Source organism: Bradyrhizobium sp. LM2.9 (assembly GCF_054056555.1).
In genome coordinates this window covers 7,534,153-7,550,625 of record NZ_JBSRYJ010000002.1, presented here as the reverse complement: position 1 = coordinate 7,550,625, position 16,473 = coordinate 7,534,153, and the positions used below count along the sequence as shown (strand labels likewise).

Here is a 16,473-nt window from a genome sequence, read left to right as displayed (position 1 = left end):
AATCCTGCCGCTTCAATCAGGGGACCGCCTGCTTCAGCATACCAAGCAACATGGTGACGTCTACCAGCGCATCCTGACGCGTTACGCGATCGAGCGCCTGCTCTTCCGCCTCAGCCTGACGGAAGCGGCCGAGCGCTATATGCTCAAGGGCGCGATGCTGTTCGTGACTTGGCCTGAACACGTCTTCAGGCCAACCGGTGATCTCGACCTGCTCGGCCACGGCGACCCCGAGCCCGGCGCCATCGTTGAGCTCTTCACCCGCATCTGTCAGGTCGAAGCGCCCGATGACGGCATCATCTTTGATCCGGCCACCCTCACGGTCGAGCAGGTGCGTGAAGATGACAAGTACCAGGGCGTTCACCTGAGCCTGAAGGGAGAGCTGGCCAAGGCAGTGATCCCCGTTCAGGTTGATATCGGCTTTGGCGATCATGTCTACCCACCGCCGGAGCGCAGGGTGTTCCCCTGCCTTCTGCCGAACCTTCCGGCGGCGAACATTCTCATGTACCCGCCCGAGACTGTGATCGCAGAGAAATTGGAAGCGATGATCCGCTTCGGGGCAGCGAATGGGCGGATCAAGGACTTCTACGACATTTGGGTCACGCTCCGCACATTCGGGTTCGAACTGCCCGAGCTGGTGGAGGCCGTCGGCGGTACGCTCCGGCGCCGAGAGACTGCTATCCCGACTGAGATGCCTGTCGGTTTGACCGGGGCATTCGCGGCGATCGCCGCCGATCGCGGTCTCTGGACTGGCTTTCTTCGTCGGAATCCGCCGACTATTCAGCCGCCTTCTTTCCCAGAGCTTCAGGTGGAATTGCAACGTTTTCTTGGCCCTGTGATCGCCGGTCTCGCGGTGCCCGAAGGTGCCAAGGGCCGATGGGACCCGGATGGCGGGGCCTGGAGTTGAAGGTGCCATTCGGCGTTTCCAACCAGGTCCGGTTCAGCGCGCGTTGGCAATGGATTTTACCAGCACTGCTGAACCGGCCGCGATCGTACTGCTCTGACGCGCTATCGCCATGTTGAGCTGCCGGACAGGGCGTTCATCGACTGTATGGTGCAGACTCACGCTCCCGTCGCCTTGGCCGACTCCAACAGCAACATCCGAGGCGATCGGAAGCCACATCTCCACGTTCGGATCGTTGAGGTCGGTGCGATCGTACCCGGTGAGTTTCACGACCGGCCGACTACCGATGATGAAGCTTTTCTTCGGCTGCGTAATGCGCAGTATGGCGATGCCGCGCCGTTCGAGCACCCGCATCACCTCCGCGCTGGGTTCTCCCAGTGTCTGAACTCGAACGTTGCGCAGTGTTCGAGCCTTGGCTTTGGGTGTCGCCAACGCTTCGATTTCGTCAAGTCGATGGGGCACAGCCTGGCGCAACTCGTCGAGTATTTCCTCGACCATTCGTAGCGCTTCGGCATCGGTGACGTTAGCACGTTGCGTCTCCGGAGTGCGCCGCCACTGGGTCAGGAAAAACATGTACCAAAGGCGCTTCTGCTCGAGTGAGAGAACAGGGAGCCGGCCCTCTCGTGTCGGTACCAGAATGGATTGCACAACGCCAACGGCTTCACTCTCGAGGAGCGAGAGGGCGCGCTCCATCGCCGGATCCTTGGTCCCGGTTTGAGAAAGCGTGCTGTACAGATGGTTCTGGTGGAACAACTCGCTCGGCCTTGCCCGCCGGATTGTGGCGGGCCGTTCGCGGTGGCGGCACCAGTGCAACCATCCATCCGAGTCCGTGAACCCATTCAGAATCATCTGCGGCACATAGTGATGGCGCTTGGGAACTGACATCGTGCCGGTCGCCCTAGGTGCTAGATGCGGCGGCCGGTGGCGCCATCAGCAAGTCGCTGTCAATTCGGCGCGGATCGAGAAACTCGGGCCGTCGGATTATGAACCGCCCCGGGTTTGCCGGAGGCCACTTGGTTTAAGTTATGCCGCCATGGCGGGGTGTTCCATCATGGCGTAGTAGCGTTGCTCGGCTTCGGCCGCCGGGATGTTGCCGATGGGCTCGAGGAGCCTTCGGTTGTTGAACCAGTCCACCCATTCCAGCGTCGCGAACTCGACGGCCTCGAAGCTGCGCCATGGTCCGCGCCGATGGATCACCTCCGCCTTGTAAAGTCCATTGATCGTTTCGGCGAGAGCATTGTCATAGGAATCTCCGACGCTGCCGACAGAGGGCTCCACGCCGGCTTCGGCCAGGCGCTCGGTGTACTTAATGGATACGTATTGGCTCATACCCCTGTCGCTATGATGCACGAGCCCGCCACGATGGACCGGCCGTCGATCATGCAATGCCTGCTCCAGCGCATCGAGCACGAAGCCTGCATGCGCCGTGCGCGAGGCTCGCCAGCCCACGATCCTGCGGGCATAGGCGTCGATGACGAAGGCGACGTAGACGAAGCCGGTCCAGGTCGCGACATAGGTGAAGTCGGAGAGCCAGAGGACGTTCGGCCTCGGCGCCTTGAACTGGCGGTTGACGTGATCCAGCGGGCATGGCGCGGCCTTGTCGCTGATCGTGGTCTTGACGGGCTTGCCGCGGATGACCCCTTGTAGACCCATGTCCCGCATCAATCGCGTCACGGTACAACGGGCAACATCGAACCCTTCACGCTTGAGCTGCCGCCAGACCTTGCGCACGCCGTACACGCCGAAGTTCTGATAGAAGACGCGCCGGACCTCGATCTTCAGCGCAGCATCCTGCCGGGCGCGCGCCGACAGCCTGGCGGGATCTCGCCGCTTGGCCATATGGGAGTGGTAGGTCGAGGGGGCGATCGGCAGCACCTTGCAGATCGGCTCGACCCCATGCGCCCCACGATGATCCTCGATAAAGGCGATCATGGCTTGGACCGGCGGTCGAGCTCCGCCATCGCAAAATAGGCGCTTGCCTTGCGCAGGATCTCATTGGCCTGCCGAAGCTCGCGGTTCTCTCGTTCGAGCGCCTTCAGCCTCTCGGCCGTGTCGGTCGGAACGCCGGCCCGCTGCCTGCTATCGATCTCGGCCTTCTTGACCCAGTCATGCAGCGTCTGCGGCGTGCAGCCGATCTTGGCCGCGATCGACATCACTGCCGCCCAGCGTGACGGGTGCTCGCTGGCGTGATCCAGAACCATCCGAACCGCTCGGGTCCGGACCTCGGGTGAAAACTTGTTTGTCGTCCTGCTCGTCATGGCTCCATCCTCTCAGGAGTTGGAGCCTCCGGCAAACCCGGGGCGGTTCACTTTACGCCGTACCGTCGAAAGCCGACCCGCCGGCGCTTACCGCCGGCCGCGACAATTTTGGTCCGAGCAGGAGGCGATCAATCGTGGCTGCGCTGACGCCGAGCACCAGCGCTTGGTCGCCTGATCGAGATTGAGCCGGCCATGCTGCTCCAGCGAAGGCAGCAACGTGGAAATCATGACCTTGAGCCGCTTGCCGCAGATCCGATCCGAAGCTTCCCACAGCGCCACCAGCGCATCCCTGACGGCGCCATAGGTCGGCCTTCGGCTGCCGCCGGGCCTCCGGCGAAATCGCGACATGGCTGGCAAGCGCCCGAACTGCGTGCTTGCGATGCCAGCCCGTCACCGCGCAAAGTTCGTCGAGAGTGCGCCCCTGATCTGCCCGCCCTGCAGATCGATAGCGGTCTACCACTGCCGCCGTGATCTCGCGCCGCGCACCCATGCTGGTCCGTCCTGCCATCGCGACACCGATCCGATTCGAAATCGCCCCCCAATCCTGACGGTCTGTTCTCCGGTAACGTTCCTGATGAGGCAATGCGGGGGCAAATTTGCAATCGATGACGTAATTGCGGTCAGCGCTCGGGGCACGGAAGCTCGGTTATCGTCGAACTCTCGCAATCAAGCGCTTCGATTGACACGAGATTCAGTTGTTCTGATACAGCGTGCGCCGAACGCTCGTAAGTCATCCATTTTATCGACAAGTGATTGCCGTCTGCAAGCACGTCTCCTGACTGGCGCTGCTGCCGTGAGGGCGAGAGCTGGATACTACCGGACTTGGTGGGTTTGGTGTTCCTCGATTGTCAGCTAAGTGCTTGGGCCTTGTTGGGAGACGCGCCTCCTGCGCGCCAAGTGTAGCCGGGCCGAAAGTGCGCCGGGCGGGAGAGACTCGATGGACTTCGATAGGATCGTGCTGCGCCGCACCGCTGTTGCGCTGGCCCTGTTTGCCTGTGGCACGATGGGTAGCGCTTTCGCCGACAATCCGCCGTCGGGCCCCGAGGCCACGACGCTGGCCGACCAGAAGGGCAGTCCCGGCGCGCGCGCCGGCCAAACACCTGGCACGCCGTTAGCGGCCGAGCAGCATCGCCTTCCGCCGGACTCCACCACCAGGCAAACGCTCGAGCTGCCGGGTCGGACGCTCGAATTCGCGGCGACCGCAGGTTCCATTCGCCTGCTCGACGACAAGGGCGAGCCGCAGGCCGACATCGCATACACCTCCTATCAGCTCGACGGTGGCGACCGCGCCACACGCCCCGTCACGTTCTTCTTCAACGGCGGGCCTGGTGCATCGTCGGCGTGGCTACAGCTCGGCAGTGCCGGTCCTTGGCGGCTGCCGATCAATGCCGACGAGGTCACACCATCGACCTCTCCGGAGGTGAAGCCCAATGCGGAGACTTGGCTCGATTTCACCGACCTCGTCTTTATCGATCCGGTCGGGACCGGCTATAGCCGCTTCGCAGCTACCGGCGAGGATGTCCGCAAGCAGTTCTTTTCCGTGGACGGCGATGTCAACGCGCTCGCTCTGGTGATCCGCCGCTGGCTCGAGAAGCACGACCGATGTTGTCGCCAAAATATGTCGCGGGCGAAAGCTATGGCGGTATTCGCGGGCCAAAGGTGGTGCGCCAGTTGCAGATGCAGCAGGGCGTCGGCGTCAAGGGCCTGATCATGATCTCACCCGTATTTGACTACGGCGAGTCTGGCACGAGTCTTCTTCAATACGTCGCAACGCTGCCGAGCTATGTCGCGACGGTGCGCGGAGCCAAGGGACCGGTGGAGCGGACCGATCTCGCCGACGTCGAAGCTTACGCGCGCGGCGAGTTCCTGACCGACCTCGTCAAAGGCAAGGTGGACAAGGAGGCGACCACGCGGCTGGCTGACAAGGTCGCCGCGCTAACTTGCATCGACCAGGCCGTGAGCCGCAGGCTCGCGGGCCGCTTCAATGTCGGCGACTTCCGCCGCGAGCTCGACCGCAACAACGGCTGGGTGGCCGGCCGCTTCGATGCTTCCGTCCGTGGCTTCGATCCCTATCCGGATTTCGGGAGCCTCCGATTCGGCGATCCCTCCCATCACAGGCTTCTGGCGCCCCTGACCAGCGCCGCCGTCGATCTCCTCACGCGCAAGCTGAATTGGCGGCCGGACGGCTCCTATGAGCTGAGCAACGCCGGGGTTCGGCGAGCCTGGGATTTCGGCGTCAGCCCCCCGCACTCTTTGTTTGAGTTGCGCCAGATCCTTGCGACGGACGCGAAGATGACAGTGTTGGTGGGACACGGCCTGTTCGACCTCGCCACGCCCTATTTCGCCTCGCAGCTTGTGCTCGATCAGTTGCCCGCCTTTGCTGCGGCGCCGCGCATCAAGCTCGCGGTCTATCCGGGCGGCCACATGTTCTACTCGCGTGATGCGTCGCGCCAGGCTTTTCGCGCAGAAGTCGAAGCGATGATGAAGCCGGTGGCGAAATAAAGTCACAAGTAAGCGCTCGGGTGTGTCGTATGTCACCGCTTTCTCAGCGGGAGACCGCAACTGAAATCCTAGCGCCAGCTTGCGATTTTTCGAGATTTTGGGCTGACCGGTCTTTGCCGGCTTCTTTAGCGGCGTCACCGGGGGGCAAATAGCCAGCTGGCAGTGCTCCACGCGCGCGGCCACGTTCTTCATCCCAGATTGCTTCTTGGCCAACTGAGCGCTTCCTCTTGGAAGCGCTGATAGTGAGAATCCATTCGGAACGCAGGAGCATCTGGTCTTTATCGGCGCGAGCCAAATCCAACGCGTGCGCGTTTCGCAGGATCGTGAGCGCGGATTTCAGGGGATCGTGAGCAGAGGTTTCAGACGATGGTGAGCAACGATTTCGCGGGATCGTGAGCAAGGTTTTCGGAGGCTTGCGCCGCTTCGGCCGACAACTCTACGGCTTAGGGATGACCTCGTCGTTAACGAGGAAGCCCAATGCCTACCCGAGAGATTGTCGATGCGCCGGATCAAGGAAGTCCTTCGGTTGAAGCATGTTCAAGGCGCACCGGAGCGGGCCTTCGCACGGAGCGTCGGCGTCAGCAACGGCGCGGTGTACGGCTATCTGAGCCGCGCCCGCTCTGCTGGGTCAAGTTGGCCGCTTCCGGAGGGGATGACCGATCCTGCTACTCGACCGTCTCGACGACACGCAGCTTTTCTTCCCAAACACGCTCAAGCGAGCGCGCCACAAGACGGTTCCGCTCGGCCTCGTAGCGGGCGCGCTCCACCCGAAGCGCCTGGCGCCCGAGCTGACGGCTCTCCTGTTTGCCCGCCGCCGCGAGTGCGATCTCAATCTGATCCGGCACCACGGCATCGAGGACCACCGGCTCAACCAGCGGGTCAACCGCCAAAGGTCCGGACTTCCTGGCAAAGTGCACTGCCTTGCTGATCCCGATCTGAACGGCAGCAATAGACCGGATAATCGGCATTCGGGCCCGTGTAGCGCATGCTCATGCGCCGTCCGCAACGGCCGCAGATCGCAATTCGTTGTAACAGGGCTGCTCCTTGCGCGGAACGCCAGAGTGTCCCGCCTTATAGGGGCAGACGTTATCTGCCAGTCGCCCCTGGTCGGCCATGAACTCCTCCCAGCTGACATAGCCTGCTGCTGTGATCACGCGGCCCAGATAGCGTTTGCGATCGGTGTTTATATGTCCAGCAATTCAGCTGCGATTTGATCTATCTCAACTGAACTTTCTTGGACTGCTATTTCACGGCGCGGGTGCAAGAAGATTGAAGCAATCACCGCCTTTTGCAAGAGCGTTGGCTGGAACGGTCGATCGGCGGAGCGACCCATTATAGGAATGAAGGCAGATCTCCGGAAGAGCGCGGACGACCAATCGCCGGGCTTGAAGCACTTCCGGAGAAGCGCACCGCTTTGGAACCAGCAAAAAGTAGCCGATCATCGGCGCCAGGCAGATATCAGCTAGCCAACTCATTGCCGTCTGCTCGATCAGAGACAAGCCACGATCGAAACTTCTCTTTCGCCTGTCACGTTTCAAACGCATTCACCGTGTGTTCGCTGTCACGATCGGCGCCAAGAGCAGGACGAGGCACATGAGCCCGGCTAGGACCCCAAATGCGGCCGGCAGTCCCACGTACTTGGCCAGGAACCCCATACCAGCCGGTCCGATGAGAATTCCGGCATAACCAATCGTCGTGATCGCGGCAATCGCCGGACCAACGGGCATCGCCTCCTGCGTGCCGGCGCGCCGGAACAGAATCGGGGCGACATTCGATAGGCCAAGACCAATGAGCAGCAAGCCGATCATGGCGATGACGGCTACCGGTGCGGCCAGCAGAGCTCCGAAACCTGCCAAGGCCAGTAGACTTCCGAACATAAGTGTCGCGCGGTCCCCGGCGCGTTCGACGACGGCGTCGCCAGCAAGGCGTCCCACCGTCATGGCTATGGAGAACAGTACATACGCTAAGCCGCCCTGCGTCTTTGGAGCAAGACCAGCGCCGACGACCAACAAGGCAGCCCAATCGAGCATCGCGCCTTCGATAAGGAAGGCGATCGCCGCAATCGTGGCTAGAAGGAGCACGATGGAACGCGGCAGAACGAACGACGGTCCCTGGTCCGCCTGCGCCGTTGGTACCAATCGCGGCCACGCCAGCATGATCGCGATCACTATCAATCCCGAGCAGACCACCGTCGAAACAAATGCGTCAATCTGCAGCGAGAGAAAAGCGGTCATGGCTGCAGACCCTACAAGTTCCCCAATGCTGAATTGAGCGTGGAAGCTGGACATCAGCGGGCTCCCCGCCGTGCGCTCCACCTCGATCGCATGAATGTTCGCGGCCACGCTCATCGAGCCTATCGAGGCGCCTAAGGCGAATAGCGCGACGCCGAACGCCAACCTGCTAGCTGTCGTGAGGCACGGCAGGATGAGCGCGAGACTAAGCCCACCCACAAGAATGATCAGCCTGACGCCGTAGCGGGCGCTCAAAACACTGGTCAGAAGCATCGCGATGATGGATCCAGCACCCAGGCAGAGCAATAGTAGGCCAAGCACGCCGTCATCGGCCGCCAGCCGGTCTTTCGCAAATGGTACGAGCGGGGCCCAGGCCCCGAAGCCAACCCCGGGAACGAAGAATGCAAGACGCGTTGCTAACCGCGAGGATGATTGACCAGCAGACGCCATGACAGGCACCTTATTGATAGACGACCCGCGGGCGCTGTACCAGCAACGGACTCCCGAGCGACAGAGAGTGCGCAGGTTCGGCGGTCGAGAGGACATCGTTTGTTGGCGCGATCCGCCATGCCGGACGGTTCAGCGCGTGATATCGGATCGCGTCGATCGTCACTCTAGTTCGATCCGCGACGACATCTTTGATTGCAAGTACGATGCCACCGCGAAAACGCACGTGACATCTCGATCCGAACTCAATACGATCGGGCAACTGTGCCGGCTAGGCACGGAGCGTTGGGAGCTCTCAACAAGCTTGTTACTTGCTGAGTGATGAGCGCGGTCGCGCACTGAAGGAGCACGAAGCACCCGAGTGCGCCTCGAGACCGCGTATTACGATTCCGTGGCGCCCTTCAGCGCGCCAACGCGGCCTCGCCTTTCCTAGTCATATCCGCGACAAATCAATATGGCTCAGTCGCAAAGATGACAACGAGATGAATTCCATCTGCCGACCCCAATCGGTCTCAATGCGAGGCGATGGGTTTGCAACCCGGTTACTCTGGGCTTGCGTAGCCTGCCAAAGCTTGTGGCAACCGACATCGCGGTGTAGACGCCGACATAAGCACTTTGATCATGGAAGGCACGCAGAGGCTTATGTGCCTGCTAGGCTCATCGTCTTTGTCAACGCCCCCGCCACTGCTCGCGATTGACGACTTCTTCATCGAATTGGCCGCGCACATGGACCGGCATTGATGCTTCTCCGTGTGCGGGAGGGATGCGCGGCTCGTTGCCCCAACGTCCATCGAGAAACTGCCCCGCCGAGATCGCGACCCGCTCCTCCGTAAACAGCGGACGAATCCGTTGCTTGGCCCGCCGCAACAAAGAAGCCCACAGCGTTGCGTATCCTCGACCGACGCTCCACCAATCATCAAGTCCCGAATCATGGTCGCCCATAGAGTCAGAACCACCCCGAAAATTGCAACTGTAGTGCTAGACACGGTGGCCAAATGCATCGAACTCCGTCCGGATCGCTTGTCCGGTGTTCGGTTACGCGCATATTCCCTCCTTCAAGAAGCATCAGTGCAAGATCGGCGAAAACGCCCTGCCCCAGAAGTCGTGCGTCATTTTCAGTCGGAATTGATCGCGGAAGCCCTGGTCGACGCGGGCTACGTGCGCATTAGTTTCGACCACTTCGCCCTACCCCGGCGATAAATCTTGCCGTGGCGAACGCGAGGGGCGGCTGCGTCGGAACTCCCAGGGTTACACGGACGACGCCGGCGAAACGGATAAAAAGAAAACAGTTTATCGATTTGGTTTTGAATTGCGCTACAGAGTTGGCAACGCGAGCAGTACATTGTCGATCAGCCGGGTCGAACCGACGTAGGCCGCGGCACAGAGCGCCGCCGGAAGCCGCAGCGGACTCGCGGCACGCTTCAGCGTATCACCATCGACAAGTTCAAGGTATTGCAGCCGATCAACTGTCTCAAGATGCCGCTTGGCGATCGCAATCAGCTTGTCCACGTCGCGCGCTCCTGAGCGGAACTCATCCGCCGCGGCGAACAGCCCACGACTGATGGCAACGGCTCGCCGACGTTCTTCCTCGCTGAGATACCGATTGCGACTGCTCATCGCGAGCCCGTCCGGTTCCCGAACGGTTGGCACGGTGACGATCTCGATGGGAAGATTGAGATCAGTTGCCATGCGGCGCACCACCGCGCATTGCTGAAAATCCTTTTGCCCGAAAAACACGACGTCCGGATGCACCATGTTGAACAGCTTGCATACGACGGTTGCGACGCCGCGAAAATGCCCCCGCCTGAAAGCCCCGCATAGTGGCTTCCCCAATTCGCCCGGTTCGACGAAGGTCTCGAATTGAGCCGGATAGACTTCCTGCGCACCCGGCGCGAAGACAATCGCAACGCCGACATCGCGGCACAATTTTTCATCGCGCAGGAAATCGCGAGGATAGCGGCTGAGATCCTCGTTTGGTCCGAACTGAGTCGGATTGACGAAGATGCTAACGACGGTGACGTCGCATTGCGCTCGGCTCGCCTTGACCAGGGCCAGATGGCCATCGTGCAAATAGCCCATTGTCGGCACGAGCCCGACGCGTTTGCCCGCGCTGCAAGCCTTCGCGAGCTCACGACGAAGCTCGGCGACCGTCATAATCGTCTGCATCATGGCACCTTACATCAGGTTGGGTTGGGAGGAGCCCAGTTTGCGATGATGTTGCCCAGGCTTTCAGGAAGCCGATAGGACTCTTGCGGCGCCGGGAACGCTCCACTGCGGACATCGGTAGCCCAGCGCGACAGCGCCTCCTGCAACAGCTGAAAACCATCTGCATAGGCGCGAACGAATTTGGGCCGATGACCTTCGGTCAGCCCCAGCACGTCATGGAATACGAGCACTTGGCCCGAGCACCCGGGACCCGCGCCGATTCCAATAGTTGGTATCGACAGCGATTCGGTCGCTCGCTGAGCCAGCTCGGCCGGAATGCCTTCAAGCACCAACGCGAAGCATCCGGCCTCCTGCAGACGGTGAGCGTCATCAAGCAGCCGCAAAGCATCATCGGCTTTCCGGCCCTGCACCTTGAATCCGCCCAGGATATTGACGCTCTGCGGGGTGAGGCCGAGGTGGCCCATGACGGGAATTTCGCAATCGACCAGGGCACGCACCATTTCCACGCGCTTGGCTCCGCCCTCGAGTTTCACTGCATCTGCGCCTCGCTGCAGGAACCCTCCGGCGTTGCGTATCGTCTCCTCCGGACTGAGGTGAAAGCTAAGAAACGGCATATCGGCCACGAGCAGGGCACGGGGCCTTGTGCGCGCAACAGCTTCGAGATGATGATTCATCATCGCCATGCTGACTGGCAACGTGTTGTCGAATCCGAGGCAGACATTGCCAACACTGTCGCCGACAAGAATGATGTCGACGATGGGGTCAGCGATGCCTGCCGTAACCGCATCGTAGGCGGTGGTCATGGCGACACGCCGCCGCTCCTGCTTCCACCGCTGCAGGATTGGAATCGTGATCCGCTCAACTGACACTTCCGAAGCGTGGCTCATTTTCGATCCGTTCCGTCAGATGGCCTCAGGTCGATTTCGCAGCTCGAAGCGATACTGATTTGATCTCACCTGGTCGCCTACGATTTTGAAGCCACGGCCCTGCGAGGTTCCCGCGTCACCGAATAAGCTAGGCGAACGGTAATCCGATTCTTGCGACCGAAGCCGTTGAGTATTGTGCGCATCCCCGGGGGACCACCCTTTTTCTATGGCGGACGAGTGAAAACTGTCAACCATGAAAGGGAAACATACGTCTCCAAAGTAGCGGGCGCGTGCATAAAAAATCCAATGGTCGCCCGACCATCAAGCAAGAACTCCCCAGATTCAAACTGTCATTTGGAAGCGCCTTGCGTCACGCTGGGCCTCAGGGCGCGCCGATGCGATCATTCTGACGCAATTTGCGTGCGGCGTTGTCTTAACCGCAACTCCTGCATGTCGGACTGGCTGGCTCTGCCCCGGAGGCAATACTCTACCCGAGCGAGTTCGTTTCCGAGTCTCATCAAGTTCAACTGCAGCCAGAGGATTTGTTGCCGCTCACACCTGCTGCGCTGAATCAACGCTCCGGCATACTTCCCCATACAGAGCTGATAGAAATTGCGTACCATGCCCTGCTCCAATCCCTTCTCCAGGATACTTGGCATTTTCCAGCTCCCGAAACAGGCCTCGCGCTCACCCTCTGTTGTAGCGGCATATCGCGATCGATTGGCTCGATGAACCATTGCCTGTCGGCCGAAAATTGCGTTTGGGCGTAATTCCGCGATGAAATCCTTCAAACGAGCTCGGAGGGACCGCCCCGCCTTCGTCAAATGCAAGCATGGGAGTGCTTTCCAGCGCGGCAGATCGTGAAAGCTATGCAGACGCGCGTCTGCCGCCGCTAATTCGATGGCGTGTGGATAACCCGAGCGTACAGACTTGTCAGGCGAGCCGCTTAGAGGCGTCGCTGACCTGAGGCGCCGGTGCGCTGGCCGTCCGCTTGCTGCTCAATTCGCAGCAGCCATGGCACCCCAAGCGTCAGGCCATCGAAGCGTCGAGGGTTTGACACGGCCAGCCAAGTCATGCGATGCAAAAAGGGCTAAGCGGGGTTAAGGAGCAGTAGTGCGGTCGCAATCTAACGGCGGCCGCCATTGCGGGGTCGGCAGCTTCTGCTGCACACGTTCAAAGACCACTACTATTCGTCGAAGACACGATTTTTCGTAACAACACCCCGCATTCCCGTTGTGCGCCTTTTCGTGGCATCTTGTACTGGTTGTCAGCGCGATCGTTCTACCCGCCGCGCTAATGCGTAGGTCAGGTCGATACCGCAATACCTCCGTGCCCGATGCAGTGGCCATGCACTGACAAAATGACGAGAACTGGCAGTTGCCAGGATACCCCAGATACGGTCTTTGCAGACAATGAGCGTCCTGCCAAGCGGGTCGTAGGACGTACACTCGAAGGCGAGACAAAGCCAACTAGCATGGCAAGTGCTAGCAGCGACAAACAGCAGATTGCGCATGACTTGCCTCCGCTAGGCTTTGCTTAAGGATAGACCATCGAATTACATCTATTGATGTTGATCAAGCAAATGGCAGCCGCGCTTCCCTGGGCGATCGCATCCACCGAAGTACCAGCGCGTTGGGCTTTCACGCGCATGCAAGCGACGCGGTTCAAGTGAAGGCAGTCTAAGAGTGCTCGATCAGAACCGCGGCACCTGGGGCGGCCATTTTGCCAGAACTTCGGCGAAGGCGGAGCAGCATTTCAGCGACTTTCCGGAAGGGAGCGCAGCCTTCCGGTGCGATGCAGTTGCGCGCTGAAAGCGCCTCCAGGCAAGTATGTGCACCAGGTACTACCTTTTCTTCGTTGCTTCGCGACGAGCAGCGCCGCAACGATAAGCTCCTCCCAGGCGCCATGTATGGCTGAGACTATCGCCACGTTCCGCGATGAAAGAGTTTCACGATCGATCTCTCTGCGGTGATCAGCCGAAGAGCGGATTCAACCTTGAAGTCACGTGTCGATGTCAACGCTTCAGGGGCTGGCGGCGGCCTTCCCCCTTCTGTTTTATGACCCAGCCTGTATTCAACGAAAGAGCGCATTTTGCTGCAGTTCTTATGCGGCCATCCTGCAAGTGAGACCGTTTCGTGCACGAGATCCGCGCGAAGCTAATGACCGTCGACGGAAGCTTCTAAGTTGTCCTAGCGACTGATAATCAGGCGGTTCCTTACTTCGATGCAGAAATTCGTCTCAGACATGTCTACCTTGCGTAATAGCGGAGGAAGAATCGAGCTAAACACCCGCCAGCGCGATCGTGCAGGGAGCCTGCCGTGCAGTGGCATCTGAGCGGCTACCCGAGCCTTGCAGACTTTGCGATGGGGCTTCTGTCGCTTTGGGCGAAGTCAAACCGCAATGTTCGCGATTACCGACGGTCATCTATGATTCGACACATCGTATTCTTCACCGCAAAGGATAAGGCGCATGTCGACAAAATAGTCGACGGCCTTTCCGTTCTCGCCAAAATCCCGCACGCACGCCGGCTTGAGGTCGCTCGCAACCGCAAGAGCGACCGGCTTGGCAACGAAATTGACGTGATCGTCTACGGTGAATTCGACGACGAAGTCGAACTCGAAGCCTATAAAGCGCACGAGCTTTACCAGGAGTCGATCCGGCAGGTAAGACCGCTCCGAGAGCTACGTCTCGCGGCCGATTATAGCATGTCAACAGATGCGGAGCCATTTGGCAGGCCCTACCCGCGGGCGTAATTAACCTGGCAGGCACGTAGGGGTTTTTGGGTGCCCATGAGGCACGCCTTCGCCGGACGGGATTACAATCGGCCATGTATCGCTGAGCGACAGACTAATGCATGTATTGGAACTGCAGTGGATTGAGCCCGTCACAGCCATGCGACGCCTCGCGCATCGGAGGCACCTCACGTTCCTGGATAGCGCATCGAGACACGCGGTGCTCGGGCAGTACTCGTATGTGACGTGCGATCCCTTCAGCACTTACATAATCGCGGACGGGAGAGGTATTTGCAACGGAGAGTCCATTGTGGGCGATCCGTGGGCGGCACTTCGCGCTCTGCTAGCCAACTATCCGCAAATATATCGCGCCGATCTCCCGACATTCCAGGGCGGCGCCGCCGGCTTTTTTGGATACGAGCTGAACAGGACGCTGGAGCGATTGCCGGTGCCGACCATCGGGGGGCATCGCTTGCCTCAGGCACTGCTACATCTTTACGATGTCGTGATAAGCTTCGATCACCGCCATGATAGATGCTGGATCCTTTCTACCGGGTGGCCGGAGCAGGATCCAGTTCGCCGGCGTGAGAGAGCTCGCCAAAGAGCCGAAGAATTTGTTGGGCTGCTTACAGTCTCAGCCCCTCCTCCTGATTTTACACCAGGCGAGGCCGGCTCATGGCATTCAAACTTCAGTCGCCAGGGATACATCGCGGCGGTACAGCGCGTGATTGATCTCATTCTGTCGGGTGACGCCTTCCAGGTCAACATTGCGCAGCGCTTCAGCGCTCGCCTGGCGAACTCGTTCGACCCGATAGCCTTCTATTGTCAGCTGCGGAAAATGAATCCGGCTCCCTTTGCCGCCCTTCTTCGGTATGGCAAGCTCACCATTGCATCGAGCTCGCCCGAGCGTTTCCTAAAGCTTGACGGGCGACAGGTCGAAACGCGACCTATCAAGGGGACGGTGGCGCGTTCCGCTGATTGCGAGGAAGACCGGCGTCGCGCTGAGACGCTGGTAGATTCTGAGAAAGACCGCGCCGAGAACACCATGATCGTCGACCTCCTGCGCAATGATCTCTCGCGCGTTTGCACGCCTGAATCAGTCCACGTCCCGTCCTTATGCAATCTCGAGTCCTATGCCTCGGTGCACCATCTCGTGTCCGTCGTTACGGGTGAGCTAGTACACGGAGAGGATGCCGTGGGCCTACTTAGGGCCTGCTTTCCCGGCGGCTCAGTTACCGGGGCTCCCAAGGTACGCTCGATGGAAATTATCTTGGATATCGAGCGTGTGGCGCGAGAGGTGCATTGCGGGGCCATAGGCTACATAGGATTCAATGGACATATGGATGTAAATATTGCCATTCGCACCGTAACGATCGACGACGGCCAGGCCGTCTTCCATGCAGGTGCCGGGATAACGGCAATGTCCGATCCGGCCGCCGAATATGAGGAGAGCCTTGCAAAAGCAGAGCGCATTTTTCGCGCATTCATTGCTGAAGACGCCGGTGCATCTTGATTGTCATTATCGACAACTACGACTCTTTCGTCTTCAACATTGCGCGATATTTTCGCAAGCTTGGTGCAGCAACACGTGTCGTCCGGAACGACGCAATGGATGTGAGCGAACTTGCTGACCTCAGGCCCCGCGCGGTTGTCATCTCCCCCGGTCCGTGCACTCCAATTGAGGCTGGAATATCGACAGCCGTCGTTCGTGAACTTTCGGGTCAGGTGCCAATTCTCGGGATTTGTCTCGGACACCAGTGCATTGGGACCGTGTTCGGCGCACGCGTAACGCGCGCACGTCATCCTATGCACGGTCGGCCCTCGTATGTCACACATGAAGGCGGCGGGCTGTTCAAAGAACTACCGTCTCCACTTTGTGTGGGGCGCTACCATTCGCTTATCGTCGAATTGGATCCGTCATCTGCCCGTCACCTCACGGTGACAGCGCTCTCGGATGATGGGGAGCTCATGGCCCTCGCCCATCGCGATCAACCAACATATGGCGTGCAGTTCCATCCGGAGTCGATACTCACCCCGCAAGGGGACGTACTGTTCGCAAACTTCCTACGGCTTGCAGAGCTTTCTTAAGGCGGCCGTAGAGGACTGGTGCAGCCATAGCGTGGCGCTTCCGGTCGATCGCTGGCCCGACGACATGCGGCTGTCGGACATCGAGCCGCGGTTCATTTGCGGCGTCTGTGGCCCGGCTCGGCGCCGAGGTTCGGCCGAACTGTACCAGCGGACGGTATCATCTTCAAAGAGAGCCGGTCCCGGAAATCTGCACAGGACGGTAAGTGGAATTCTGCCCGACAGGAGCGAGTCGTACAGATTATCGAAGAGTTTTCCGACGACCGCCTGAAGAATTGGTGCATC

12 protein-coding genes, 3 pseudogenes and 1 other annotated feature are annotated in these 16,473 nt (G+C 59.9%); of the genes and pseudogenes, 6 read left to right on the top strand and 9 right to left on the bottom strand.

Features of this window, described 5'->3' with window-relative positions; translation table 11 throughout:
* Position 1: 1 nt before the first annotated feature.
* On the top strand, positions 2–904 hold the full coding sequence (locus tag ACVWW3_RS38255; RefSeq protein ID WP_456672451.1) for a nucleotidyl transferase AbiEii/AbiGii toxin family protein: 903 nt from the start codon (positions 2–4) through the stop codon (positions 902–904).
* A gap of 33 nt (positions 905–937) precedes the next feature.
* Here the strand turns inward: ACVWW3_RS38255 and ACVWW3_RS38250 are convergent, their stop codons facing one another.
* The 3 genes from ACVWW3_RS38250 to ACVWW3_RS38240 form a co-directional block, all read right to left on the bottom strand.
* Positions 938–1,786, bottom strand: coding sequence for a DUF4238 domain-containing protein (locus ACVWW3_RS38250; RefSeq protein ID WP_456651274.1), 849 nt, complete (start codon positions 1,784–1,786; stop codon positions 938–940).
* Positions 1,787–1,924: 138 nt separating this feature from the next.
* Positions 1,925–3,159 (bottom strand): IS3 family transposase gene (locus ACVWW3_RS38245; protein ID WP_456651275.1). Its coding sequence is split into 2 segments (ribosomal slippage): positions 1,925–2,868 and positions 2,868–3,159, totalling 1,236 coding nucleotides; the frame shifts between segments, so codons are not numbered across the junction.
* Positions 2,759–2,875 (bottom strand) — a sequence feature (AL1L pseudoknot). (Overlaps the previous gene by 117 nt.)
* A gap of 87 nt (positions 3,160–3,246) precedes the next feature.
* The gene (locus ACVWW3_RS38240; protein WP_456651276.1) at positions 3,247–3,507 is read right to left on the bottom strand and encodes a hypothetical protein; all 261 of its coding nucleotides are present in this window, start codon (positions 3,505–3,507) and stop codon (positions 3,247–3,249) included.
* Between the two features lie 589 nt (positions 3,508–4,096).
* On the opposite strand from ACVWW3_RS38240, the pseudogene ACVWW3_RS38235 reads away from it, so the two are divergent.
* Both ACVWW3_RS38235 and ACVWW3_RS38230 read left to right on the top strand, forming a co-directional pair.
* Positions 4,097–5,661, top strand: a pseudogene (locus ACVWW3_RS38235) (S10 family peptidase).
* A gap of 499 nt (positions 5,662–6,160) precedes the next feature.
* A pseudogene (locus ACVWW3_RS38230) lies at positions 6,161–6,340 on the top strand (IS21 family transposase); the annotation flags it as partial.
* Positions 6,341–6,540: 200 nt separating this feature from the next.
* Here ACVWW3_RS38230 and ACVWW3_RS38225 read toward each other — a convergent pair.
* The 6 genes and pseudogenes from ACVWW3_RS38225 to ACVWW3_RS38200 form a co-directional block, all read right to left on the bottom strand.
* A complete protein-coding gene (locus tag ACVWW3_RS38225; protein ID WP_249812805.1) occupies positions 6,541–6,648 on the bottom strand; it encodes a hypothetical protein in 108 nt (35 codons plus the stop codon).
* Between the two features lie 557 nt (positions 6,649–7,205).
* Positions 7,206–8,342: an MFS transporter gene (locus ACVWW3_RS38220; protein ID WP_456651278.1), complete on the bottom strand. Its 1,137-nt coding sequence runs from the start codon at positions 8,340–8,342 to the stop codon at positions 7,206–7,208.
* Between the two features lie 762 nt (positions 8,343–9,104).
* A pseudogene (locus ACVWW3_RS38215) lies at positions 9,105–9,271 on the bottom strand (IS701 family transposase); the annotation flags it as partial.
* A 382-nt stretch (positions 9,272–9,653) separates the two neighbouring features.
* Positions 9,654–10,505, bottom strand: a complete 852-nt coding sequence (gene panC, locus ACVWW3_RS38210) for a pantoate--beta-alanine ligase (RefSeq protein WP_456672450.1) — start codon at positions 10,503–10,505, stop codon at positions 9,654–9,656.
* 14 nt (positions 10,506–10,519) lie between these two features.
* Entirely contained in the window at positions 10,520–11,392 is an 873-nt protein-coding gene (gene panB, locus ACVWW3_RS38205; protein ID WP_456651279.1) for a 3-methyl-2-oxobutanoate hydroxymethyltransferase, read from the bottom strand.
* A 1,079-nt stretch (positions 11,393–12,471) separates the two neighbouring features.
* The gene (locus ACVWW3_RS38200; RefSeq protein WP_456651280.1) at positions 12,472–12,819 is read right to left on the bottom strand and encodes a DUF3551 domain-containing protein; all 348 of its coding nucleotides are present in this window, start codon (positions 12,817–12,819) and stop codon (positions 12,472–12,474) included.
* A 978-nt stretch (positions 12,820–13,797) separates the two neighbouring features.
* Between ACVWW3_RS38200 and ACVWW3_RS38195 the strand changes: the two genes are divergently transcribed.
* The 3 genes from ACVWW3_RS38195 to ACVWW3_RS38185 all read left to right on the top strand — a co-directional run bounded on the left by ACVWW3_RS38195 (position 13,798) and on the right by ACVWW3_RS38185 (position 16,191).
* Positions 13,798–14,124 (top strand): Dabb family protein, encoded by a 327-nt coding sequence (locus tag ACVWW3_RS38195; RefSeq protein ID WP_247302589.1) that lies wholly within the window; start codon positions 13,798–13,800, stop codon positions 14,122–14,124.
* A 97-nt stretch (positions 14,125–14,221) separates the two neighbouring features.
* Positions 14,222–15,616 carry an aminodeoxychorismate synthase component I gene (gene pabB, locus ACVWW3_RS38190; RefSeq protein ID WP_456651281.1) on the top strand — a complete coding sequence of 465 codons (1,395 nt, stop codon included), beginning with the start codon at positions 14,222–14,224 and terminating at the stop codon, positions 15,614–15,616.
* Positions 15,613–16,191: an anthranilate synthase component II gene (locus tag ACVWW3_RS38185; RefSeq protein WP_247439017.1), complete on the top strand. Its 579-nt coding sequence runs from the start codon at positions 15,613–15,615 to the stop codon at positions 16,189–16,191. Before pabB ends, ACVWW3_RS38185 begins: the two co-directional genes overlap by 4 nt.
* Positions 16,192–16,473: the final 282 nt, after the last annotated feature.